We start from the raw sequence: 21,304 nt of genomic DNA on the forward strand, positions 1-21,304 counted from the left end.
GGTCAGAGCACCCGGACCATTTTTCTCCCGCCGCGGCGTACTCACCTCGTCGCGGAGGGCCGCGGACCGGCGGGAGCGCGCGGACCGCTCGGCGGCGGGACGAGGCCGGTGGCCAGCAGCCGCGCGGTGTCCAGTCTGCCGGGGCCCTTGGCGCAGGAACCGGGGACCTGGTCGTGGCCGAAGTGCCCTCCCCTGGCCCACGCGCGCGCCATCCGCGCCGCGCGCGCGGTCTCGGCCGAATGCGGCGCCGTCGCGGCGTGCGCCCCCGTGCTGTGCGCCGCCGCGCCACCAGCTGCCGTGCCACCTACTGCCGCGACACCCGCCGCCACAGTGTCCGCCGCGCTCCTCGTGTCCGGCGCCCGCGCTTCCCCGCTCCTCTTCTGCGGGCTCCCCGCGTCCACGGTCCCCGCCACCGGTCCCGCGGGGTCCGCGCGCCAGACCCGCTCCACCCCCCAGGAGTCCAGCCACGTCAGGATCGGGGACAGCCCGTGCAGCGGGCCGTCGGTGAAGGGGGTCTCCCCGGAGGACACCACCGCCACCACCAGACACACCCGCCCCTCATGGCCGTGGTCGTGGTACAGCTCGTACTGGCGCGTGCCGCCCAGGGGCAGTCGTCCGCGGCAGGTCGCGGCCAGGGTCTGGACCACGTCGCCGGTCAGCGGGTTCCACACCAGGTGCGCCTCGCGCTCCTCGGTCACCAGCCGCTGCGCCTCCTCGCGCGCGGACCAGGCCGCGGGGTCGGACCCCGTCACCGTCCACACGGCGCGCGGAGCGCCGATCCCGGGGGCCGTCCGGGTGCTCGTCCCGCCGCCGAACCTCTCGGCGCTGGGCATCCACGCCTCCGTCATGGCCTTCCCCCGTCCGGTCGTCGTGTGCCGGGCCTCCGGTACCGCGGGAGCAACCCCGACTCCTCTCTGAGTACGCCAACGCAACGGAGAAGTCCAGAGCCCCTCACCCGGAGGACAGGGACTTGTCACCGCCTGTCGGAGTTCCGTGGGAAGGGGCCGCAGACGCGTGGGGGGAGGGTGGGGAGGGGGAGACGTCCGGGCCCGCGGCCCGGACGCCGTTCCGACTAGTCCGTGGTCTCCTCGGAGCCCTCGGAGCCTTCGGAATCCTCGGAGCCCTCGGAGATGCGCAGGGAGAACGCCTGGAGGAAGATCTCACCGATCTCGGTGGGGTCCTCGGTCATGTAGGCGGCGCCGCCGGTGGCGGCGGCGATCTCCTGGAGCGGCTCCAGGTTCTGCACGTCGGGCCCGAACGCGATGGTGATGACCGGGATCGGTCGCGACGGGCTCGCCAGGGACTCGATCTGGGACATCAGCTCGTCCAGTCCCAGACCGCCGGGGTTGTCGTTGTCGCCGTCGGTCAGCATGAGGATGACGTTGGTCCGGTCCGGCTGGTAGGTGCGCGACATCTCCTGGTAGGCCGCCAGGTAGGTCTCGTACAGCGCCGTGTCCCCCTGCGGCAGGGGCTGGAGCGAGGCCAGCGCGCCCGCCAGGACGTCCCGGTGCGCGGTGCCGTCGTCGGCGGCCGCCTGGAGTTCGCGGATCGGCGCGATCTCCTGGTAGTGCAGCTCGTTGTTGACGTCGGTGGAGAACTCCCACAGGCCCAGCTCCGAACTGGGCGTGAACATCTCCAGACCCTGCGTGGCGGCGGCGCTGGTCACCTGCATGCGGGTCATCCCGGTCCCGGGCACCTCGGCCAGCATCGAGCCGGAGATGTCCACGATCGCCAGGACGCGGGAGTCCATCTTGAGCTGGTTCCAGGTGCGGATCAGCCCGGTGATCGACTCCGCCGCGGGTGTGGGCAGTTCGGTGGGCGGCTCGGCGGCGAAGCCGACCTCCTCGGTGAGTACGGAGGCGTCGATCTGGCCCTCGGGTCCGCGGAAGCCCTCCGCGAGCAGCCGGGTCCGCGCGTCCTCCCCGCGCACCGCCTCGCGGAACTCCTCTGCGGCGCGGGTGACGGCGCTCTCCTCGCTGCGCACGACGTAGGGGTAGTCGAGGTAGTAGGTGCCGCCCTCCATATAGCCGACCTGGGCGGGGGTGTCCCCGTGCGCGGCGTTGTAGCGCCACACGGCCTGTTCCGACATCACCATCATGGGCGGGGCCTCGGCGGCGCCGCCGCTGAGGGCGAGGAAGGCGGCCTCCTCGTCCGAGGACGCGCCCCGGTGCAGGGACTGCAGGGCCGCGGTCATCCGCGCGTTGAACGCGGCGGTGTCGGGGCTGGCCTCCTCCAGCGCGCCGTGCAGGAGGTAGAGGGCGCCCAGGCCCGTGGCGTTGCGGGCGGGGTCGACCACGCGGACGGTGCGCTCCGCCTCCTGGCCCGGGGCGGTGGTGGGCACGACCTCCGCCCAGCTGCTCGGGGAGTCCTCGTCGGCGAACTCGGTGAGCTCGGCGAGGACCAGCGGCGAACGGGCCACCGATGTGCCGGTCTCGGTGATGACGGCGTCGCCCGCCTGGCTCTGGACCAGGCGCGGCCACAGGGAGGAGTCCGGGATCCACACGTCGGAATCGGTGTCGCCCATGGTGGCGCCCGCGCCGGTGATGCCGAAGGCGACGTTGGCGGAGTCGACCTGGCGTACCTGCACCTGTACGCAGCTTCCGTCCACCTGGTGCTCCTCCGCGTTGAAGTCGGAGGCGACGTCGGTCAGGGCCGGGGCGAGTTCGGGGCTGACCGCGATGTCCAGCGCGATGTCGGAGCCGCCGCAGCCGTCGGACCGGCCGAACACGTAGACGCCCACCGCGGCGAGGCCGACCACGATCACCAGCGCGGCGGCCAGGGCCGCGAAGGCGCCGCCGCGGCCGCGACGGCGCCTGGACCGGCCGGAGGTCTCTTCTGCGTATCTTCCGCGGTGACGTCCCACAGCTTTCCTCACGGGTGGTGTACGGACGAGGCGTACAGGGGGGTGTTACTGGTGGGAAACGGTACTCAACAGTCCAGACCGGGTTAATGCCGACCGTGCCGCTCCCGCGTCGGCCCTGCCGGGGGCCCGCGGGTGTGAACCCGGGCACAGCGCCGATCACCTCGGGGATTCCGTCCGTTCGCCCCGCGTTCTCCTTTCCGGGCGGGGCGGAACGAAATTCGATTCCGATACCCAATCGAGACCGCGCCGGACGGAGAGGGCTCCGGTCGTCAGCTGTCGCAGTCGGGCACGCAAAGACGCCGCGAGATGGAGCTGAGGAAGATGTCGCCGATCTCGTCGGGGTCGTCGGTGACGAACAGCGAACCGCTGGTGGCGGCCGCGATCCGCCGCAGCTCCTCCTCCGCAACCTGCTGCTCACCCGACCCGAAGGCGATGATGAACATGCTGACCGGCCGCTCGGGGTCGAAGCGGTCCTGGAGCGCCGCCACCAGGTCCGCGTGCGTGATGTCGCTGGACCCCTCGTCCTGCCCGGCGGTGAGCAGGATGACGCTGTTGATCCTGTCCTCGTCGTAGTCGTCCTGCACCCGGTCGTAGGCGGCCAGGATGTTGTCGTACAGGCGCGAACCGCCGCCGCGGACCGCGATCTCCTCGGCCACCCCGATGAGTTCCCGGCGGCGGGTGGCGGTGTCGCCCCGTTCGGTCTCGCCCAGGGGGTGCATGTCCGCGGCCTCGACGCGGCCGCCCGCGTTCTCGTCCGACATCAGCCACAGACCCATGTCGGTCTCGTCGGGGAACAGTGACAGGCCCATGAGCGCCGCCTGCCGGGCGACCTCCATCCGGCTCGGGCCCCCGTCGAGGTCCTGCGCCATGTTCGCGGAGGTGTCGGCGAGCACCAGGGTGCGGCTGGGCATCGACAGCCGGTTCCAGTCGGTGACCGAGGCCAGCAGCGCGTCCCCGGTCAGGTCGTCGTGGGTGGGCGGCTCCTCGGCGGTCACACCGAACCCGTCGGGGTCCGCGCCGGCCGTGCCGGACAGGGTGCCGTCGGGGTCGCGGAAGCCGAGATCCCGGAGCTGGGCGCGGTAGGAGTCCTGGCGCAGCACCTCGTGCAGGTCGGCGGCGGCCGACCGCAGCGAGGCCGTGTCGGTGGTGGTGACGTAGGGGTAGTCGAGGCTGACGGTGCCCTCGGCGGGGTAGTGGGCCTCCAGCAGCGGCGCGGCCCCGGCGCGGTCGGCGTTGTAGGACACCACCGCCTGTTCGGGGACGGCGATCAGCGGGTCGACGCGCCCTCCGCCGCCTTCGCCGCTCCCGCCGCCGTCGTGGCCGGAGGTGTAGAAGGTGGCGAGGTCGATCTCGCCGAACGCGCTGTCGAGCTGCACGTCGCGCACGAAGTCGGTCATGGCGGTGTCCGCCTCGTCACCGGTCCCCAGGTGACGGCGGACCGCGTGCATGACGGCCATACCGTCGGCACCGCGGTTGGGGTCGACCATCACCAGGGGGCGTTCGCGGTCGTCGGGCAGGACCAGGGGCCATTCGGCCCCGTCGGGTCCGGGCACGCCCTCGCTGCCCCGCGGCGCGGCCAGGACCACCGGTGAGCTGGCCAGCGAGGGCGGGTCGGTGTCGATGCGGTGCGTGCCGCTGCCGGAGACGCGGGTCAGCTCGACCCAGGCCGAGGACTCGGGCACCCACACGTGCGGGGCGATGGTGGAGTCGCCCGCGCGGCCCCCGGACAGGGCGCTCATGATGCGGTGGGGCGCGATCTCGTCCACCTGCGCGTAGACGCACTCGCCGTCGTAGTCGGGGCGCTCGTCGTTGAACTCGCCCGCGGCCTCGCGGAGCACGGGCGCGATGCTCTGGGTCGCCGACACGCGCAGGTAGCGGGTGTCGCCGCAACCGAGCATGTCGAGTCCGACCGGGACCGCGACCGCGGCCGCCGCGATCAGGGCGACGGCGATCGCGGTGATCCCCAACGGCGACGCGACCGCCCCGCGGGTGTTCGCGGCGGTCGGTGAGGCCTGACGGTGGCGTCCACTGGGCACGGGCACTCCGGGGGGTCAATGCGGGGTCGAAGCGGGGACGACGCCGGGGCGGGGAGGTGCCCCCCGCGGTGCCACGGCGTCGGCCCCGCGGAAGGAGGTGCGAACCCCCGCGCGCCCGACGGCATCACACGGTATGGAGGACGAACGACCACACCATGAGGCGCGAACGACACGTTTCCAGGACCTTACTCGTTGGTAATGCAGGAGAGGAAGCCCTTCCCGATTCGACCGGGGTGATCGCTTTGTTACCGTGCCCGTCAAGGGTCACTCGGCGCTCCCCGCTAGGCTTAGGCCCCGCGTCCACACCCAGCCCACACTCCCCAGTGGACGTCCCGTGACACCGACCCCCGAGGGTTTTTGGCATGTCCCCATCGCATCGTGAACACCGGAGCCGAGGCACTCTCGGCACCGCCATGCTCGCCGGAGCGTGCTGCCTCGGCGCGGTCGCCTACGGGGCGATCGTCGGTCCGTCGATGCTGCCGCCGGACCAGCATGACGTGCGGGCCACCACCGCGATGACCCCGGACCTGGCCCCCGACGCGGCCGAGCCCGAGGAGGTCGTGGAGGAGGGGCCCAGCGGTCGGCTCCAGGTCCAGGTGAGCGACCGCGGACGCGCCTGGGTGCAGACGCTGATGTGCACCGGGAACCTGGAGGAGGACCCCGCCGCCTGCGCCGAGCTGGCCCGGGCCGCGGAGGAGTTCCACGCCGACACCGGCGAGCCGGTCACCGTCGAGGAGGAGTCGGTCGCCGCCGAGGGCGGCGGGGACGGTGACGAGGCCGGTGGCGGGGGCGCGGAAGGCGACGCGGACGACGCGGGTGACGAGACCGACGCGGGCGACGCGGAGCCGACGGAGGCCGTCAACACGGGCAGCGCGCTGCTGTTCACCGAGGTCCGCGAGGGGACCGTGTGCACCGACAAGGTGTACGGGCCCCAGGAGGCCACCATCGTGGGCACCTGGGAGGGCCAGGAGGTCGAGACCACGCTCACCCGCAAGGGCTCCTGCGAGGAGGCGCGCTGGCAGCGCCTGCGCGCCCTCACCGAGCAGATCAGCTGACGGACGGCGCGGCCGGGCGGATGTCCGCGATCGACCCGCGGCGCGGCAGGGCCCGCGTCGGCCGGACGCCCGTCCACAGGCCGCGATCGGGGCTTCCGGGCGCGGTGGCGCGGACGTAGGCTCGATGACGGGGGCACCACGCGCCGCCGACAACAGGGGGCGGTCCCCCCGTTTTCCAGTGTGCCGCGCCGCCGACCGCGCCACCAGCCCCGCGCCGCTCATGTGGACGGCCTGGGGACCGGGCTCCGCCAACCCCGTGCACGGCTTCGGACCGGGGTTCCGCGGACCCCGTGGGCGGCCCCGGGACAGCAACCCTCATGGACCGGAGATAATCGTCCCCCATGGACGTCATCAAGGTCAGTGACCCCGCGGACCCGCGCCTGGCCGACTACACCCGCCTGCGCGACGTGAACCTGCGCCGCCACCTGGAGGCCGAGCACGGGCTGTTCATGGCCGAGGGCGACAAGGTCATCCGCCGGGCCGCCGCGGCCGGGTTCGAGCCCCGCAGCTTCCTGCTCACCGAACGCCGGGCCGAGGCGCTCGACGACGTGGTCGCCGCCTCCTCCGCGCCGCTGTACGTGGTCGAGGAGGACACCGCCGAGAAACTCGTCGGCTTCGACCTGCACCGCGGCGCGCTCGCCGCCTTCCACCGCCGCGCCCTGCCCCCGCTCGACGACGTCCTGGCCGGGGCGCGCACCATCGTGGTCCTGGAGGACCTGGTCGACCACACCAACGTGGGCGCCATCTTCCGCAGCGCCGCCGGTCTGGGCGTGGACGCGATCGTGCTCGCGCCCCGCTGCGCCGACCCCCTGTACCGGCGCGCGGTCAAGGTGTCCATGGGCGCGGTCTTCACCCTGCCCCACACCCGCATGGACGACTGGTACGGCGGTCTGGACACCCTGCGCGCGGCCGGGTTCCACCTCATGGCGCTCACGCCGGGGGAGGGCTCCCTGCCCCTGCGCGACGCCATGGCCGCCCTCGCCCCCGGCGACCGGGTCGGCCTCCTGCTCGGCACCGAGGGCGACGGGCTCTCCTCCCGCTGGCTGGAGCGGGCCACCGCCCGGGTGCACATCCCCATGGCCGACCGCGACGTCGACTCCCTCAACGTCACCGCCGCGGCCGCCATCGCCTGCTACGAGCTCACCCGCTCCACCGGCTGACGCGGCCGTCCCGCTAGGGTGGCGCCTGAGACGGACCGAGGGGAAGGGCGGCGCGACATGGGCGGCCGAACGCTGGTGCAGTGGGAGCAGAACAGGGACAACGCCCCGGACTCCCTGACCGTGGACCTGTACGCGGGTGGAGCGGCGCCCGGCAGCGGGCTGGACGAGGTCGCCTTCTACCAGGTGCCCTACACCCCCTCCACCCAGGGCGTCGACGCGCGGCTCGACATGATCGCGCGGATGCCGTCGCTGGAGGTCGTCCAGCTCCTGTCCGCCGGGTACGAGCAGGTGCTCCCGCTGCTGCCGGACCACGTGACCCTGTGCAACGGGCGCGGCCTCCACGACGCCAGCACCGCCGAGCACGCCCTCGCGCTCATCCTGTCCGCCCAGCGGGACCTGCCCCGGTGGGCGCTCGCGCAGAGGGAGCACCACTGGGGCTCCGCCCAGCTGCGCTCCCTGGCCGACTCGCGCGTGGTGATCGTCGGCTACGGCAGCATCGGTCAGGCCGTCGAGAGCCGCCTGCTGCCCTTCGAGGCCGAGGTCGTGCGCGTGGCCAGCCGCGCCCGTCCGGACGAGGGCGTGCACGGCGTGGACGAGCTGCACGACCTGCTGCCCGGGGCCGAGATCGTCGTCCTGGTCACCCCGCTCACCGAGGCCACCCGCGGTCTGTTCGGCGCCCGCGAGTTCGCCCTGCTGCGCGACGACGCCCTCGTGGTCAACGTGGGCCGCGGCCCGGTCCTGGACACCGGCGCCCTGCTGGAGCAGAAGGGCCGGGTGCGGGCCGCACTCGACGTCACCGACCCCGAGCCGCCGCCCGCGGACCACCCGCTGTGGAGCGCCCCCGGCGTGTTCCTCACCCCGCACGTCGCGGGTGGTTCGGCCGCGTTCTACCCGCGCGCCCGCGCCTTCATGGACGCCCAGCTCGCCCGCTGGGCCGCCGGTGAGCCGCTGGCCAACGTGGTCCGCCCCGGAACTCAGCGAGACCGGTAGACGTCGGGTCGGTGATGGCCGGAGGGTGGTCCGTGCGTTCCCTGTCGTTCACGCCCGGCTCCTTCCGTAGCGCCATCAGGGCGGCGAGTCCGTCGGCGTCCAGTGCGTCACCCACATCCAGAGCGGCCCGGGACTCTTCCAGATGGAGGAGGAGACTGGGACTTGTCAGGACATCGAGGGTCTCCTCCAACGCCTCCACAGCGCCGGGGGAGACGAGAACCGCGACCGTCTCCCCATGCCCGGTGCCGGACATGCGGTCGCGGACTTCGGGCGAGGGCCTGGCTGTCATGACTCCATAGTGGCCGAGAACCGGCGCGCAGTCTGTACAGAAGCGCGAATCCGCGGAACTGTCGCAGGCGGGCGGCACACTGGGGAGGATGCGGATCGCGGTGGTCGCCGACGGCGAGGGCGGCGGCTGGCTCCAGGAACTGGACGAGGCCCCCGGCCCGATCCGCCGCGTCGGCGACCTGGCCGCCGCCGTGCGCGAGGCCGAGCACGCCAACCCCCAGCCGCCCCGCTGGGTGTGGTCGGCCGGTGAGGACGTCTACCCCGACCTCGTCCGCGCCGGGGTGCGGGTCTCGCGCTGCCACGACGCCGCGCTCACCGAGGCCCTGCTCCTGGGCTACCAGGCCCGCCACGGCGAGGCCTCCTCGCTGGGCGCCGCCTGGGCCCGCCTGCACCGGCTGCCCGTCCCCGACGACCCCGTGCGCCCCCTCGGCGAGGGCGGCGCCCACGCCCAGCCCGCGCTCTTCGAGGCCGACCGCTCCACCCTGCCCCCGGGCACCGACCGCCTCGCCGCCCTGGTCGAGGTGCACGCCGACCAACTGCGGCGCCTCGCGGAACTCCCCGACCCCGCCCCCGGACGCATGCGCCTGCTCGCCGCGGTGGAGTCGGCCGGGGGACTGGCCGCCGCCGAGATGAGCCACGACGGCCTGCCCTGGCGGCCCGACGTCCACGACGAGATCCTCACCGGCCTCCTCGGCCACCGGCCCCCCTCCGGGCAGCGCCCGCCCGTCCTCGCCGACCTCGCCGCCCGCATCGGCGAGGCCGTGGGCCGCGAGGTCAACCCCGACTCCCCTACACAGGTCCTGCGGGCCATGGCGTGGATCGGCCACCCCGTCGACTCCACCCGCTCCTGGGTCCTGGAGAGGATCGACCACCCCGTCGTCCCGCTCCTGCTGCGCTACAAGGAGCTATCCCGCCTGCACTCCGCCAACGGCTGGACGTGGCTGGACACCTGGGTGCGCAGGCGCCCCGGCCCGGACGGGACCACCCTCGGCCGCTTCCACCCCGACTACGTGGTCGGCGGCGTGGTGTCGGGCCGCTGGGCCACCCGGGGCGGCGGCGCCCTCCAGATCCCCCGGTCGCTGCGCGGGGCGGTCCGCGCCGACCCGGGCTGGGTCCTCGTCCGCGCCGACGCCGGACAGCTCGAACCCCGCGTGCTCGCCGCAGTCTCCGGCGACGACGCCCTGGCGGCCGCGGCCGCGGAGGAGGACCTGTACGCGCGCCTGGCCGTGCACGTGGGCGGCGACCGCGACCGCGCCAAGATCGGCATGCTCTCGGCCATGTACGGCCAGACCTCCGGCGACGCCGCGCCCCTGCTGGCCACCATGCGCCGCCTCTACCCGCGCGCCCTGGAGTACGTGGACTCCGCCGCGCGCACCGGAGAGGCCGGCGGCGTCGTCCGCTCCTGGCTGGGGCGCACCTCGCCCGCCCCCTCGGGGTGGGACGCCGCCGTCTCCGGACCCGGCGGCGAGCGCCGCCGCCGCGCACAGGGCCGGTTCACCCGCAACTTCGTCGTCCAGGCCACCGCCGCCGAGTGGGCCCTGGTCCTGCTCGCCTCGCTGCGCCAGCGCCTGCCGGACATGCCCGAGGGGGCGGGGATCGTCTTCTTCGTCCACGACGAGGTCGTGCTGCACGTGCCGGCCGACCTGGCCGGGGAGGCGGTGCGCGCGGTGGCCGAGGCCGAGGCCACGACCCGCGCCACCCTCTTCGCGGACACCCCGGTGCGCTTTCCGCTGACCCCCGTGGTGACGAGGAACATCGGGTGAGCACCGGGTGGCGGTCCGGTATCGGACGGCGTGGGCTTCTTGCAAACTCGTCCCGGTACGCCCATTCTTGGATCCGGAAAGTGTAAAACCGGCAACGGGCCGTACGCCGCAGGGGTTCCCCCACGCCCCGGTCGGCTCACTCGCAGAAAGGTGAGATCCCCCCGTGCGGAGCCGCTTGAGAACGTGTGCGGGAACCACGGCCGCCTTCGCCGTCGCCTTCACCGCCTTCGGGACCACCCCGGCCTGGGCGGAGCCGGTGGTCGAGGACCGTCCCCCCATCAGCGAACAGCTCTCCTCCGAGGCCTCCGGCGCCAGCGGCCCCCGGCAGGAGACGTCCGAGCAGTCCCCCGAGGTCTCCGACTCCCGGTTGCGGCGCGACGCCTACGTGGCCCCCTTCCGCGAGGCCCGCAGCACCGAGTACTTCGCGGTCGCCCCCCGCGCCCTGCCGCGCGAGGCCGTCGAGGAGGTCCGCGGTGTCGAGGGCGTCGAGAGCGTCCTGGCCGTGGACGCCGCCCGTGTCGAGATCGAGGGCGAACCCACCTCGGTGCTCGGCGTCAGCCCCTCCAGCTTCCGCAACCACGCCCCCGAGCCCTCGGCCGAGTCCGACGAGATCTGGCAGGGCGTCGCCGAGGGCCACGTCGCCCTGTCCAAGGACGTCGGCACCGAGCGCGGACTGGAGGTCGGCCGCGAGGTCACCGTCGCGGGCGGGCGCGGAGAGGTCCCCCTGGAGGTGTGGACGCACGCCACCTCCGGCATCGCCGGGATCGACGCGCTGGTCTCCCGCGAGCGCGCCGCGGAGCTGGGCATGCCCAGGGGCAACGCCCTGGTGGTCTCGGCGCCCGAGGCCGACCTGGCCGAGCTGCACGAGGCCCTGGCCGAGGCCCTCGGCGAGGACGTCTCCCTCCAGCTCGTCGCCGACTCGCCCGAGCCGCTGGTCGAGGGCGAGGCCGTGGCCCCCTCGGTCATCGAGCAGGTCATCGACAACGCCGAGAGCCAGCTGGGCGTCCCCTACGTCTGGGGCGGTGAGACCCCGGAGGGCGGCTTCGACTGCTCGGGCCTGCTCCAGTGGGCCTTCGCCCAGGCGGGCGTGTCCATCCCGCGGGTAACCCACGACCAGTGGAACGCCGGACAGCGCGTGGAGTTCGACGACCTCCAGCGCGGCGACCTGCTGTTCTGGCGCACGGACCCCACCGCGCCCGACTACATCTCGCACGTGGCCATCTACCTGGGCGAGGGCATGATGCTGGAGGCGCCGCGAACCGGCCTGGACGTGCGCGTCACCCAGGTACGCACCGCCGACTACGCCGGAGCCGTGCGAGTCAACACCTGACGCCGCGCGGCCCGCACGCGCACACGAAGCGGGCCGTGGCACCACCGCGCCGGTGGTACCACGGCCCGCTCGTTCTCCTTGTCCGAAAAACCCAGCCGGGAGGGGAAGGCAGGCCTCGGTCAGGAGGGGGAACAGGGCCGTCACTGAGGGAGGGGGAGACAGCGCACGAGCCCTGATGCGGTGGTATTGAGTTCTGACGGAACGCGGTCGGGAGCTTTCCCGGAGTGCCGTCGCACAGGGTCTACATAAGCAGTGACCGGGCGATTTGGCAAGAGCCCGCATCAATGCAGGTAAGCGCTGTCAACCCCCCTGTGCAGTGCGTTCCGCGCAGCGCAGCGCCGCGTCGCGTGCCGTTTCGTCTTCCTCCGGTCCCGTGCGGTTCAGAGCCGGTTCAGCGGCCGACCGCGTACCCCTGGGAGGCACGCGCGTCGGCGGCGGCGCGCAGCTCGCCGGTCTCGGGGTCGCGGGCCACGGCGGCAAGGCGCCCCAGCGCCCACTCCTGGGCGACCTGCACCCGGTGGCCGCGTCGGCGCAGCTCCTCGACGGTCCGCGCCCCCACACCCGGTTCCACGACCAGGCCGCCCGGAACCGTCTCGCGGGGGTGGAAGGAGCTGGGGAAGGCGGTGGTGTGGAACATCGGGGTGTCCAGGACCTCCTGGAGGTTCTCCACCCCGTTGAGGATCCGCAGCAGGGCGGTGAACGTCCACTGGTCCTGCTGGTCGCCGCCCGGGGTGCCGATCGCCAGCACGGCCTGGCCGTCCTCCCTGGTCACCAGGGTGGGGGACAGGGTGGTACGGGGGCGCTTGCGGGGCGCCAGAGCGTTGGGGGAGGCCGGGTCGAGCCAGAACATCTGCGCCCGGGTGCCCAGCGGGAAGCCGAGGGCGGGGATGACCGGCGAACTGCTGAGCCAGCCGCCGCTGGGCGTGGCCGAGACCATGTTGCCCCACGCGTCCACGACGTCCACGTGGCAGGTGTCCCCGCGCAGGTCGGCGGGGTTGGCGACGGCGTCCTGGCGTACCGTGGGCTCGCCCGTGGTGCGGTCGCCGGGGGTGCGGCCCGGCACGTACAGCGGCGGTTCGAAGGGTGTGCGGCCGCCGACGGAGCCGGGCCGCTGCTCCATGCTGGCGCGCGCACCGTCGACCAGTGCCGCGCGGCGCGCGGTGTAGTCGGCGCCCAGCAGCTCCTTGAGGGGCACGTCCGTGAAGTCGGGGTCGCCGTACCAGGCCTCGCGGTCGGCGAAGGCGAGCTTTGCCGCCTCGGTCACCCCGTGCACGAAGTCGGCGCTGACCCCGTCGAGCACGTCGCGGCCGGTGCCCAGGGCCTCGGCCAGGCGCAACTGCTGGAGCATGACGGGCCCCTGCCCCCACGGGCCGGTCTTGTGCACGGTGTGGGCTCCGTAGACCGCGCTGGCGGGCTCCTCGTAGGAGGCGCTCCAGTCGGCCATGTCCTGCGCGGTGAGCAGGGCCCGCTGGGGCTCGCCCGTGCCGCTGGGGACGGGCGAGGACAGGAAGTCCCCGACCGCCTCCGCGATGAAGCCCTGCGACCAGGACCGCCGGGCCGCCTCGATCTGCGCCTCGCGGTCGCCTCCGGAGGCCTCGGCCTCGGTGACGATCCGCCGGTAGGCGGCGGCCAGGGCGGGGTTGCGCAGGCGGGAGCCGGGGCGGGGCGCGGCGCCGTGCGGGAGGTAGACGGCGGCCGAACCGGCCCAGTGGCGGGAGAAGACGGGGGTGAGCGCCTCGACGGCGGCGGCGATGCGGTCCAGGACGGGGTAGCCGCGCTCGGCCAGTCCGATGGCGTGGTCGAGGACGTCGCGGACGGTCATGGTGCCGTGGTCGCGCAGCAGCAGCATCCAGGCGTCGAAGGAGCCGGGGACGGTGGCGGCGAGGACGCCGCTGCCGGGGATGCGGTCCATGCCCGCGAAGGCGTCGACGGTCGCCGCGGCGGGGGAGACGCCCTGGCCGCACAGGACGCGGGGGGAGCCCCCGGCGGCCTGGAAGACGACGGGGACCTCCCCGCCGGGGCCGTTGAGGTGGGGCTCGACCACCTGGAGGGTGAACCCCGCGCCGACGGCGGCGTCGAAGGCGTTGCCGCCGCGTTCGAGCAGGGACATGCCCGTGGCGCTGGCCAGCCAGTGGGTGGAGGCGACCATGCCGAAGTCGCCGCGGAGCTGGGGACGGGTGGTGAAACCGAGGGGCATCTGGGCGGGTCCTCCTCAGGGGGCGGTGGTGGCGGGGTCGCCACCGCGGTCCGGCCCGGGCCCGCCCCCGGTGGGGAACGCGGAGGCCGGGAGGGTGACCGTGGTCACCCGGACTCGGGCCTGAGGTGACGTTACATCATGGGTTGTCCATATGAATGGGTTGATGTCTGTTTCGTGGGAGCGGCGCCCGGTGCCGTGGGAGGGGCGGGCCGCGCGGGACGCCGGTGGGACGGGCGCCCGCCCCGAGGAGGAACCGTGCGCGAGCGGTTCACGGGGACGTCGCCGGTTCTCCGGAGGAGGACGGGTGCCCGTGGACGGTCTCCGGTCGCGGTGCGGGGGAGCGCCGTAGGCGGGTGCTCCCACGGGGCGCCCGGCGGGAGAGGAACCGCGCGCCGGGGACCGGGGGCGGGGGACGGGGGCGGGCGCTACGGCGTCGTCCACAGGAGGAACCCGGGGCTGGTGCGTGCGCCCGGCCCCGGGTTGACTGGATGTAGGGGGCCCTCAGGGCCCGCCCGCACCGTGCTGCCCGCCTACCGCCGCCGCCTCGCGGCCGGAGGGCGCGCTGCTCAGGAGGTCCCGGCCGGGAAGCTCCACGGCAGCGACCGCGTCAGCTCGGCCCACTCCTGGGCGCCGATCGGGTCCATGACCGAGGTGGCGTCCACCTCCACGGGCAGGGTGGCGTTCACCTCCTCCAGCGTGCGCGCCACGTTCTCCTCGTGCGTGGCGTCGTGCTTCTCGGCCTCCTCCACGAGCACGGCGATGATCTCGCCGAGGTCGGCGATGAGCCCCTCCAGCTCGGTGCGCGACATCTCGACGTCCTCGGCGCAGTGCTCGACGGCGCCGGTCTTGACGCCCTCGTCGCCGTAGTACCAGACGGTGGCCAGCAGGCGGTCGAGGTCCCCGTCGCCGAGCCGCTCCGCGGCAACGGCCCGCTCCACGAACTCCGCGCTGGCCGGGGTCATCTCGCCCAGACGGGTCTCGCCGCTCCCGAAGCTCACGAACCGGCTGACGACGCACTCCTTGGCCATCCGGACGCGGGTCGCCCCGGGCTGCTCGGAGCCCGCGGCCTGCCCGCTCTCCCCGGACTCCGCGGGTGCCTCCTGCGCGCCCTCCCCGGCGGTGGGCTCCTCCTGCGCCGCCTCTCCGCCCTGCCCGGACGGGGCCTGGGGGGTCTCAGAGGTCTCGGCGGCCTCGGGGGTCTCCGGAGTCCCGGGCCGCCCGGCGGGGGAGGCGTCCACCGCGGTCCCGTCGGCGGAGGCAGCGCTCCCGTCCGTTCCGGCGGGCTCCTGCGGCTCCTTCTCCCCGGTCGTTTCGGGCGCCGACTCCACGGGCTCGTGGGTGCTCCCCGCCTCGGCGGGCTCCTCCTGCGTCGCCTCGCCGCCGGAGCCTTCCTCCGGGGCGGCGCCGCCCGCCTCACCGCCGGACCCCTCCTGCGCGTCCGGCCCCTCCTGCGCGGGCTCCTCGGCCGTCGGCTCCTCGGTGGTCGGCTCCTCCGATCCGGACCCCTCGGGATCGGTCTCCCCGGCCCCCTCCGCGGGCGCCTCCTTCCTGGTCAGCGACTCCGCCATCCTGACCAGTTCACCGCTGCCCCACTTGTCCGGCTGGAGGTACAGGGCCACGGCCACGCCCGGTTCGTCGAGCCAGAACAGGTCGCCGGTCTCCGGCGACAGGTAGGCCTCACTGCGCAGCGCCTCGCCCGAGTCCAGGCGTTCCAGAGTCCTCTCGGGAAGGTGGCCGTACCTGCGCTCGCGCAGGTCGTCGAGCTGCTGCATGCTGTCCGAGCGCAGGATGGAGACCCTGCCGAGCAGCTGGTCGGGCCCGCGCATCCAGGACAGCTGCGACTGCCTGTTGCCCAGCCGGTCGGTCGTGGTCGAGGCGTGTATCCCGTGCCGCTCCAGTTCGGAGGGCAGATAACCGATCTCGTAGCCGTCCAGGCTGTACGAGGAGACGCCCTGGCTGATCTCCGGCCACGCCAGCGTCCGCGTGTCCTTCTCGTCGGCCGCCACCGCCCCCGGGAGACCGACCAGTCCCGACGACGCGATCGCGGCGGCGCCGAGCAGCGCGACCCACCTCTTGTGGTGCTTGCGCATGAGTGTTCCTTCCCATCGACTACTCCTAGTGATGCTCGCAGCCTCTGAGTAATCAACCATGGGTGCGGGGGTCAAAAACCGTACATGAAGTGACCAAATGGATGCATTAAGTGAGAATGTCGTCGAACTGTCGGACACATCACCAGATGATGGGCCGCGGATCACCGGCTGCTCCGCAGACGGTAACCACGAGGTCACCATCCGCACCCAACCTGAGGAAGCAGCCGACAAGTTCACGCGCACTTGGGAGGTCCGGTGCAGCGCATCGGCATCGTCGTCGCAGCCGTGTCGTTCTTTGTCGTCACCGGCGCGAGCGCATCGTCCGCGACGCAGGACACCGACCCCCGGTGGTCGGGCGTCACCAGATCCGCAGTCATCGAGTACACGACAACCGAGCGCCCGCTGATCGCCGTCTCCCACCGCGGAGCCTCCGGTCACGCGCCCGAGAACACCCTGGCCGCCCTCGACGCCGCCGACCGGCTCGGAGCCGAGACCGTGGAGGTCGACGTCCAGCGCACCAAGGACGACGTCCTCGTGCTCATGCACGACACCACCCTCGAACGCACCACCGACGTCGAGGAGGTCTTCCCCGACCGCGGCTCCTACGAAGTCGCCGACTTCACCATGGAGGAGGTCCGCGAACTCGACGCGGGCGCGTGGTTCGACGCCTCCTTCGACGGTGAGCCCGTCCCCACCTTCGCGGAGGGACTCGACCGCCTGGAGCAGCTGGACCTCAACCTCTTCCTGGAGCTCAAGGAGCCCGGGCTCTACCCCGGCATCGAGCAGGAGATCGCCGACGAGCTGACCGAGCGCGGAACCTGGCTGGAGCCCAACCCGGACGGCGAGCCCCGCCGCCTCGTCGTGCAGAGCTTCGACTGGCAGTCGGTGCGGCGCTCCAAGGACCTGCTCCCGTCCGTGCCGCACGCCCTGCTCGGGCGGGTCCCCGAGAGCAGCATCGACGAGCACGACTGGGCGCAGATGATCAACCCCAACCACACCACCATCGACGCCGCCTACGTGGAGCGGGTCCACGAGGCGGGGATGGAGATCATGCCTTACACCATCAACGAGCGCTCCCGGATGGACACCGTCCTGGGCTGGAAGGTCGACGGGTTCATCACCGACTACCCCGACGTCGGCCAGGAGGCCATCGCCGCCCGGACCCAGCGGTCCCAGCCGGTGGTCAGGATCCCCACGCTGCCCCTGCCCCGCTGACCCGCGTTCGGCCCGGGAACCGCGTCCGCCCCGGAAGGGGGCGGCGTCCCCGGGCCGCGCCCGGAGCGCTCCCTGGCCCCGGACGGTGTCAGGTGGGATGATCGGTCCGACCCACACGAGGTCCCCGCCCGCGGGGAGACCGCGCCGCGGTCTCCCCGCGGGCGGGGCGTTCGGACCAGGAGGCGGACACCACGTGAGCGATCGGCTGACCATCCCCCGGGAACACGTCGACTGGCGCACCAAGGGCCTGTGGTGGACGGACGACCCGATTCCCCTTGAGGAGTTCGCGGCCCGCCGCGACCACCTGTTCACCGGCCCCTTCACCTGGCCGCTGATGGTGCTGCGCGCCTCCGCGCTGGACCGCAATATCGCCGCGCTCGCCGATTTCGCCGAGCGCCACCGGCTGCTGTTCGCCCCGCACGGCAAGACCTCCATGGCTCCGGCCCTCATCCAGCGACAGCTGGACGCGGGCGCCTGGGGGGTCTCCGCCGCCAGCGCCAACCAGGTCTTGGACTTCCGGCGGTTCGGCGTGCGCCGGATCCTGCTCGCCAACGAGCTGCTCGACGGCCGGGTGCTGCGCTGGGCGGCCGGTGAGCTGGACGATGACCCCGACTTCGAGTTCCTCTTCTACGCCGACTCCGCCGAGGGGGTGGCGGTCGCCGCGGAGGCTGCCGCCGACCGGCCCGGGGCAGGCTCCGCCGGGCGGCCCCTGCGGGTGCTGGTCGAACGGGGGGTCCCCGGCGGGCGCACCGGCTGCCGCACCCGTGAGGAACTGCTCGCGGTTGCCGCGGCCGTCGCCGAGGCGCCGGGCCTGGAACCGGCCGGGGTGGCGGGCTACGAGGGATCGCTCGGCGACGCCGACGGCGTGCGCGGTTTCCTGCGAGACCTGGTCGGCGACGCCGCGGTGCTGGCCGCCCGGCACGGCCCGGACAGGCCGGTGCTGTCGGTGGGCGGCAGCGCGTGGTTCGACCTGGTCGCCGAGGAGCTCGGCGGACGCGGGGACGTCCTGCCGATCCTGCGCAGCGGCGCCTACGTGGTCCACGACGACGGCCTGTACCGGCGCACCACGCCCTACCGCCGCCTGCCCGAGGGCCCCGACGCGCTGGCCGGGGCCCTGGAGCTGTGGGCCCAGGTGACCTCCGTCCCGGAGGAGGGGCTGGCGATCGTCGGCATGGGGCGCCGCGACGCCAACCACGACCAGGGTTTCCCCGTGCCGCGCCGCCTGCGCCGGGCGGACGGCGCCACCGTGGACGCCGGGGGCGCGGAGGTGACCGACCTCAACGACCACCACGCCTACCTGAGGGTCGCGCCGGGACTGAAGGTCAGCCCCGGCGACCTGGTCTCCTTCGGGATCTCGCACCCGTGCACGGCCTTCGACCGCTGGCGGGTCCTGCCGGTGGTGGACGACGCCGACACCGTCGTGGAGATGGCGGCCACCTACTTCTGAGGCCCGGCGCCGTCCCCGCACGGGATGCCGGGGACGTCCTCCACCGCGGAGGCCCCCGGGCGCCGTCGGCGGAGCCGCGCGGACCCCGGCGTCCCGGGAGCTCTCACGGCTCCCGGGGCCGCGGGGTCACCCCCAGCCCACCACCCCCGGGCGGGTGTGCCACGGGCGCGGCCCCTCCAGCGGCCGGTACTCCACCCCGGCCGCGTCGAGCCGCTCCAGGTGCCTCCTCAGCCGGGGCTCGAACTCGGCGTAGTCGCGCTCACCGGACGACCACACCTGCTCAGCGAAGGCCGACAGCCTGGGGAAGACCATGTAGTCCAGCCTGCGCGGCGAGTCGATGTGCTCGGTCCACACGTTCACCTGCGCGCCCAGCACGTGCGCGGCCTCCCCCTCGGTCAGCCCCGGCGGGACCGGCTCGGCCAGGTAGACGTCCTCGGTCCGCAGCAGCGTGCCCACCGGGACGGGCTCGTCGCCGGACTCGGACTGCCGGTAGTCCAGGTAGGAGGTGCGGGTGGGGCTCATGACCACGTCGTGACCGGCCCGCGCGGCCGCGACACCGCCCTCCTCGCCGCGCCACGACATCACGGTCGCTCCCGGCGCGAGCCCTCCCTCCAGGATCTCGTCCCAGCCGACCAGGCGGCGGCCGCGCGAGGTCAGGTGCTCGTCCAGCTGGCGGATGAACCAGCTCTGCAACTCGTCCTCGTCGGCCAGCCCCTCCTCCTTGATCCGCCGCTGCGCGGACGCACTCGTCCGCCACTGGGTCTTGGGGCACTCGTCGCCGCCCACGTGCACGTACGTGCTCGGGAACAGCTCGATCAGCTCGTCCAGGACGTTGCGGTAGAACTCCAGGACGTTGTCGGTGACCGCGAGCACCTCCTCGAAGATCCCCCACTGGTCGCCGACCGGGATCCGTCCGGACTCGCCCAGCTCGGGGTAGGCGTGGATGGCGGCCTGCGAGTGGCCGGGCACGTCGATCTCGGGGACGACGGCCACGTGCCGGGCGTCGGCGTAGGCGACGATCTCGCGGATGTCGTCCTGGGTGAAGAAGCCGCCGTGCGGGCGTTCGTCGAACACCGGCGGCTTCGCGGCGCCCACCTGGCTCCGGGTCCGCCAGGAGCCCACCTCGGTCAGCTTCGGGTAGCGGCGGATCTCCACGCGCCACCCCTGGTCGTCGGTCAGGTGCAGGTGCAGGACGTTGAGCTTGTGCATGGACAGCAGGTCGATGAACCGCAGCACCTCGCGCTTGGGCACGAAGTGGCGGGCCACGTCCAGCATCACGCCCCGCCAGCGGAAACGCGGCGCGTCGGTGACGCTCACGGCGGGCAGGGCCCACTCGGCGCCGCCCAGCGGGGCGTCCCGGTAGGCGTCGGCGGGCAGCAGCTGCCGCAGGGTCTGCGCACCGTAGAACACCCCGGCGGGGTCGTTGCCCACGATGATGGCTCCCTCGGCGTCCACGATCAGCCGGTAGCCCTCGCGGCCCAGGCCCGCCTCGGGGTCCACGCTCAGCCGGATCTGCGCGCTGGCCTCGTCGCCGGCGGCCAGGGGGAGGCCGGTGGCCGCTCCGAGTTCACGCTGGAGCCACGTGAGCGTGCCCCGGGCGTCGGGGTCGGCGGACACCCTGGTCGATGCGGTCAGCGTGAGGCCCCCTGCGCCTCCCGGAGCTGAGGAGTTGGGACGGGGGACGAGGGAGGGGAAGGTGTCGGGCACGGTGAACCGCTCCTATCCGGTCTAGACCAATACCGGACATAGTGTCACGTGGATCCTCCCGGGCACACCCCCCGCGGACAAACGGTCACCCGTACCCGGAGACGACGGGGTACCGAAACCGGGACCGGGTAGGTGCGGGCGTGGTGGGGTTACCACCACGACGGATGGGGGGCTGGCGTTATCGCCGTGGCGCGGGGCCCGTCCGTACCGTTGCCGAGACGACGGGACACAAGGGGGTCGGCGATGCTCAGGAGACGGGGGATACCCGTGGGACGGTGGCGCTGATGCTGGTGCCGATCCTCATCGCCGTGGCCGGGGCGTTCACCCTGGCGCTGGGTTCGGCCCTCCAGGAGCGCGACGCCGTCCGCGCCCCGGGCGGCCGGGTGGCGAAGGCGGGGTTCCTGCTGCACCTGCTGCGCCAGCCCCGCTGGATGATCGGCAGCGTGGCCGCCGTCCTGGGCGCGGGACTCCACCTGGTGGCCCTCAGCGGCGCACCGCTGACCATCATCCAGCCGATCGGCGTGACCGGCCTGCTGTTCGCCATCGTGCTGTCGGCCCTGTTCAACCGCCGCCGGGTCGGCCTCTCCCAGATCATCGCCGGAACCGCCGTCATGGTGGGCCTCACCGGGGTGATCTCCCTGTTCCCGCACACCGCCGAAAGCCCCGTCATGAGCACCGGCACGGCGCTGGCGCTCACCGGGGTCGTCCTCGGCGCGGGAGCCGTCGTCCACTTCACGGCGCACCGGATGAACAACGGGGTCCGGGCCCTCCTGCTCGCCCTTGCGGGCGGGGCGGCCATGGGCACCACGTCCGGCCTGGCCCGTGTCCTGTCCGCCAACGCCGTCGGGGACTGGACCAGCCTGATCAGCTGGCTGACCCCGCTCGCGGTGGCCGCGGCGGTCTTCGGCGCCCTGCTGATGCAGAACGCCTACCGCACCGGGCACTTCACGGCCGCCTACGCGACCCTCCTGATCACCGACCCCGTGGTCGGTGTGGCCATCGGCGCCCTCCTCCTGGGCGAGGGCGCGCCGCGGACCCTTCCCGCCCAGCTCGGCGCGCTGGTCTTCGCCTGCCTCGCCGTCGCCGGAACCGTGGCCCTCGCCCAGGCGCGCCACCGCAACCCCGAGGTCGTCGCCGCCGACACCGAACGCTAAGGAGAGACC

14 protein-coding genes are annotated in these 21,304 nt (G+C 73.6%); 8 read left to right on the top strand and 6 right to left on the bottom strand.

Going from position 1 to position 21,304, the window contains the following annotated elements; all coding sequences use genetic code 11:
• Positions 1-41: 41 nt before the first annotated feature.
• The 3 genes from PV789_RS07045 to PV789_RS07055 all read right to left on the bottom strand — a co-directional run bounded on the left by PV789_RS07045 (position 42) and on the right by PV789_RS07055 (position 4,899).
• A complete protein-coding gene (locus PV789_RS07045) occupies positions 42-848 on the bottom strand; it encodes a hypothetical protein (protein ID WP_274976668.1) in 807 nt (268 codons plus the stop codon).
• 224 nt (positions 849-1,072) lie between these two features.
• On the bottom strand, positions 1,073-2,863 hold the full coding sequence (locus PV789_RS07050; RefSeq protein WP_274976669.1) for a substrate-binding domain-containing protein: 1,791 nt from the start codon (positions 2,861-2,863) through the stop codon (positions 1,073-1,075).
• 269 nt (positions 2,864-3,132) lie between these two features.
• Positions 3,133-4,899 carry a substrate-binding domain-containing protein gene (locus PV789_RS07055; RefSeq protein ID WP_274976670.1) on the bottom strand — a complete coding sequence of 589 codons (1,767 nt, stop codon included), beginning with the start codon at positions 4,897-4,899 and terminating at the stop codon, positions 3,133-3,135.
• A gap of 413 nt (positions 4,900-5,312) precedes the next feature.
• Here PV789_RS07055 and PV789_RS07060 point away from each other — a divergent pair, with 413 nt between their 5' ends.
• The 5 genes from PV789_RS07060 (at position 5,313) to PV789_RS07080 (ending at position 11,485) form a co-directional block, all read left to right on the top strand.
• Positions 5,313-5,954, top strand: a complete 642-nt coding sequence (locus PV789_RS07060; RefSeq protein ID WP_274976671.1) for a hypothetical protein — start codon at positions 5,313-5,315, stop codon at positions 5,952-5,954.
• 341 nt (positions 5,955-6,295) lie between these two features.
• Entirely contained in the window at positions 6,296-7,114 is an 819-nt protein-coding gene (locus tag PV789_RS07065; protein WP_248773919.1) for a TrmH family RNA methyltransferase, read from the top strand.
• A 57-nt stretch (positions 7,115-7,171) separates the two neighbouring features.
• Positions 7,172-8,104 carry a 2-hydroxyacid dehydrogenase gene (locus tag PV789_RS07070; RefSeq protein ID WP_274976672.1) on the top strand — a complete coding sequence of 311 codons (933 nt, stop codon included), beginning with the start codon at positions 7,172-7,174 and terminating at the stop codon, positions 8,102-8,104.
• Positions 8,105-8,481: 377 nt separating this feature from the next.
• Complete coding sequence (locus PV789_RS07075; RefSeq protein ID WP_274976673.1) at positions 8,482-10,155, top strand: bifunctional 3'-5' exonuclease/DNA polymerase; 1,674 nt, start codon at positions 8,482-8,484, stop codon at positions 10,153-10,155.
• Positions 10,156-10,318: 163 nt separating this feature from the next.
• Positions 10,319-11,485 carry a C40 family peptidase gene (locus PV789_RS07080; protein WP_274976674.1) on the top strand — a complete coding sequence of 389 codons (1,167 nt, stop codon included), beginning with the start codon at positions 10,319-10,321 and terminating at the stop codon, positions 11,483-11,485.
• A gap of 391 nt (positions 11,486-11,876) precedes the next feature.
• On the opposite strand, the gene PV789_RS07085 is transcribed toward PV789_RS07080, so the two are convergent.
• Both PV789_RS07085 and PV789_RS07090 read right to left on the bottom strand, forming a co-directional pair.
• Positions 11,877-13,682, bottom strand: coding sequence for a gamma-glutamyltransferase family protein (locus tag PV789_RS07085; protein ID WP_274976675.1), 1,806 nt, complete (start codon positions 13,680-13,682; stop codon positions 11,877-11,879).
• A 566-nt stretch (positions 13,683-14,248) separates the two neighbouring features.
• Positions 14,249-15,772: an ICP22 family protein gene (locus PV789_RS07090; RefSeq protein WP_274976676.1), complete on the bottom strand. Its 1,524-nt coding sequence runs from the start codon at positions 15,770-15,772 to the stop codon at positions 14,249-14,251.
• A 255-nt stretch (positions 15,773-16,027) separates the two neighbouring features.
• Here PV789_RS07090 and PV789_RS07095 point away from each other — a divergent pair, with 255 nt between their 5' ends.
• Positions 16,028-16,987, top strand: coding sequence for a glycerophosphodiester phosphodiesterase (locus tag PV789_RS07095; protein ID WP_274976677.1), 960 nt, complete (start codon positions 16,028-16,030; stop codon positions 16,985-16,987).
• A gap of 193 nt (positions 16,988-17,180) precedes the next feature.
• Positions 17,181-18,434, top strand: coding sequence for an alanine racemase (locus PV789_RS07100; protein ID WP_274976678.1), 1,254 nt, complete (start codon positions 17,181-17,183; stop codon positions 18,432-18,434).
• A 126-nt stretch (positions 18,435-18,560) separates the two neighbouring features.
• Here PV789_RS07100 and PV789_RS07105 read toward each other — a convergent pair whose 3' ends face one another.
• The gene (locus PV789_RS07105; protein WP_274976679.1) at positions 18,561-20,141 is read right to left on the bottom strand and encodes a beta-N-acetylhexosaminidase; all 1,581 of its coding nucleotides are present in this window, start codon (positions 20,139-20,141) and stop codon (positions 18,561-18,563) included.
• A gap of 284 nt (positions 20,142-20,425) precedes the next feature.
• On the opposite strand from PV789_RS07105, the gene PV789_RS07110 reads away from it, so the two are divergent.
• Positions 20,426-21,295, top strand: a complete 870-nt coding sequence (locus PV789_RS07110; protein ID WP_274978072.1) for a DMT family transporter — start codon at positions 20,426-20,428, stop codon at positions 21,293-21,295.
• The last annotated feature ends 9 nt before the right edge of the window (positions 21,296-21,304 follow it).

Source organism: Nocardiopsis camelliae, assembly GCF_028993595.1.
GTDB classification, from domain to species: domain Bacteria; phylum Actinomycetota; class Actinomycetes; order Streptosporangiales; family Streptosporangiaceae; genus Nocardiopsis; species Nocardiopsis dassonvillei.

Coding starts and splice junctions, on each gene's coding strand:
- PV789_RS07045 (WP_274976668.1), bottom strand. CDS start 848: ATGACGGAGGCGTGGATGCCCAGCGCCGAGAGGTTCGGCGGCGGGACG.
- PV789_RS07060 (WP_274976671.1), top strand. CDS start 5,313: ATGCTCGCCGGAGCGTGCTGCCTCGGCGCGGTCGCCTACGGGGCGATC.
- PV789_RS07065 (WP_248773919.1), top strand. CDS start 6,296: ATGGACGTCATCAAGGTCAGTGACCCCGCGGACCCGCGCCTGGCCGAC.
- PV789_RS07070 (WP_274976672.1), top strand. CDS start 7,172: ATGGGCGGCCGAACGCTGGTGCAGTGGGAGCAGAACAGGGACAACGCC.
- PV789_RS07075 (WP_274976673.1), top strand. CDS start 8,482: ATGCGGATCGCGGTGGTCGCCGACGGCGAGGGCGGCGGCTGGCTCCAG.
- PV789_RS07085 (WP_274976675.1), bottom strand. CDS start 13,682: ATGCCCCTCGGTTTCACCACCCGTCCCCAGCTCCGCGGCGACTTCGGC.
- PV789_RS07090 (WP_274976676.1), bottom strand. CDS start 15,772: ATGCGCAAGCACCACAAGAGGTGGGTCGCGCTGCTCGGCGCCGCCGCG.
- PV789_RS07110 (WP_274978072.1), top strand. CDS start 20,426: ATGCTGGTGCCGATCCTCATCGCCGTGGCCGGGGCGTTCACCCTGGCG.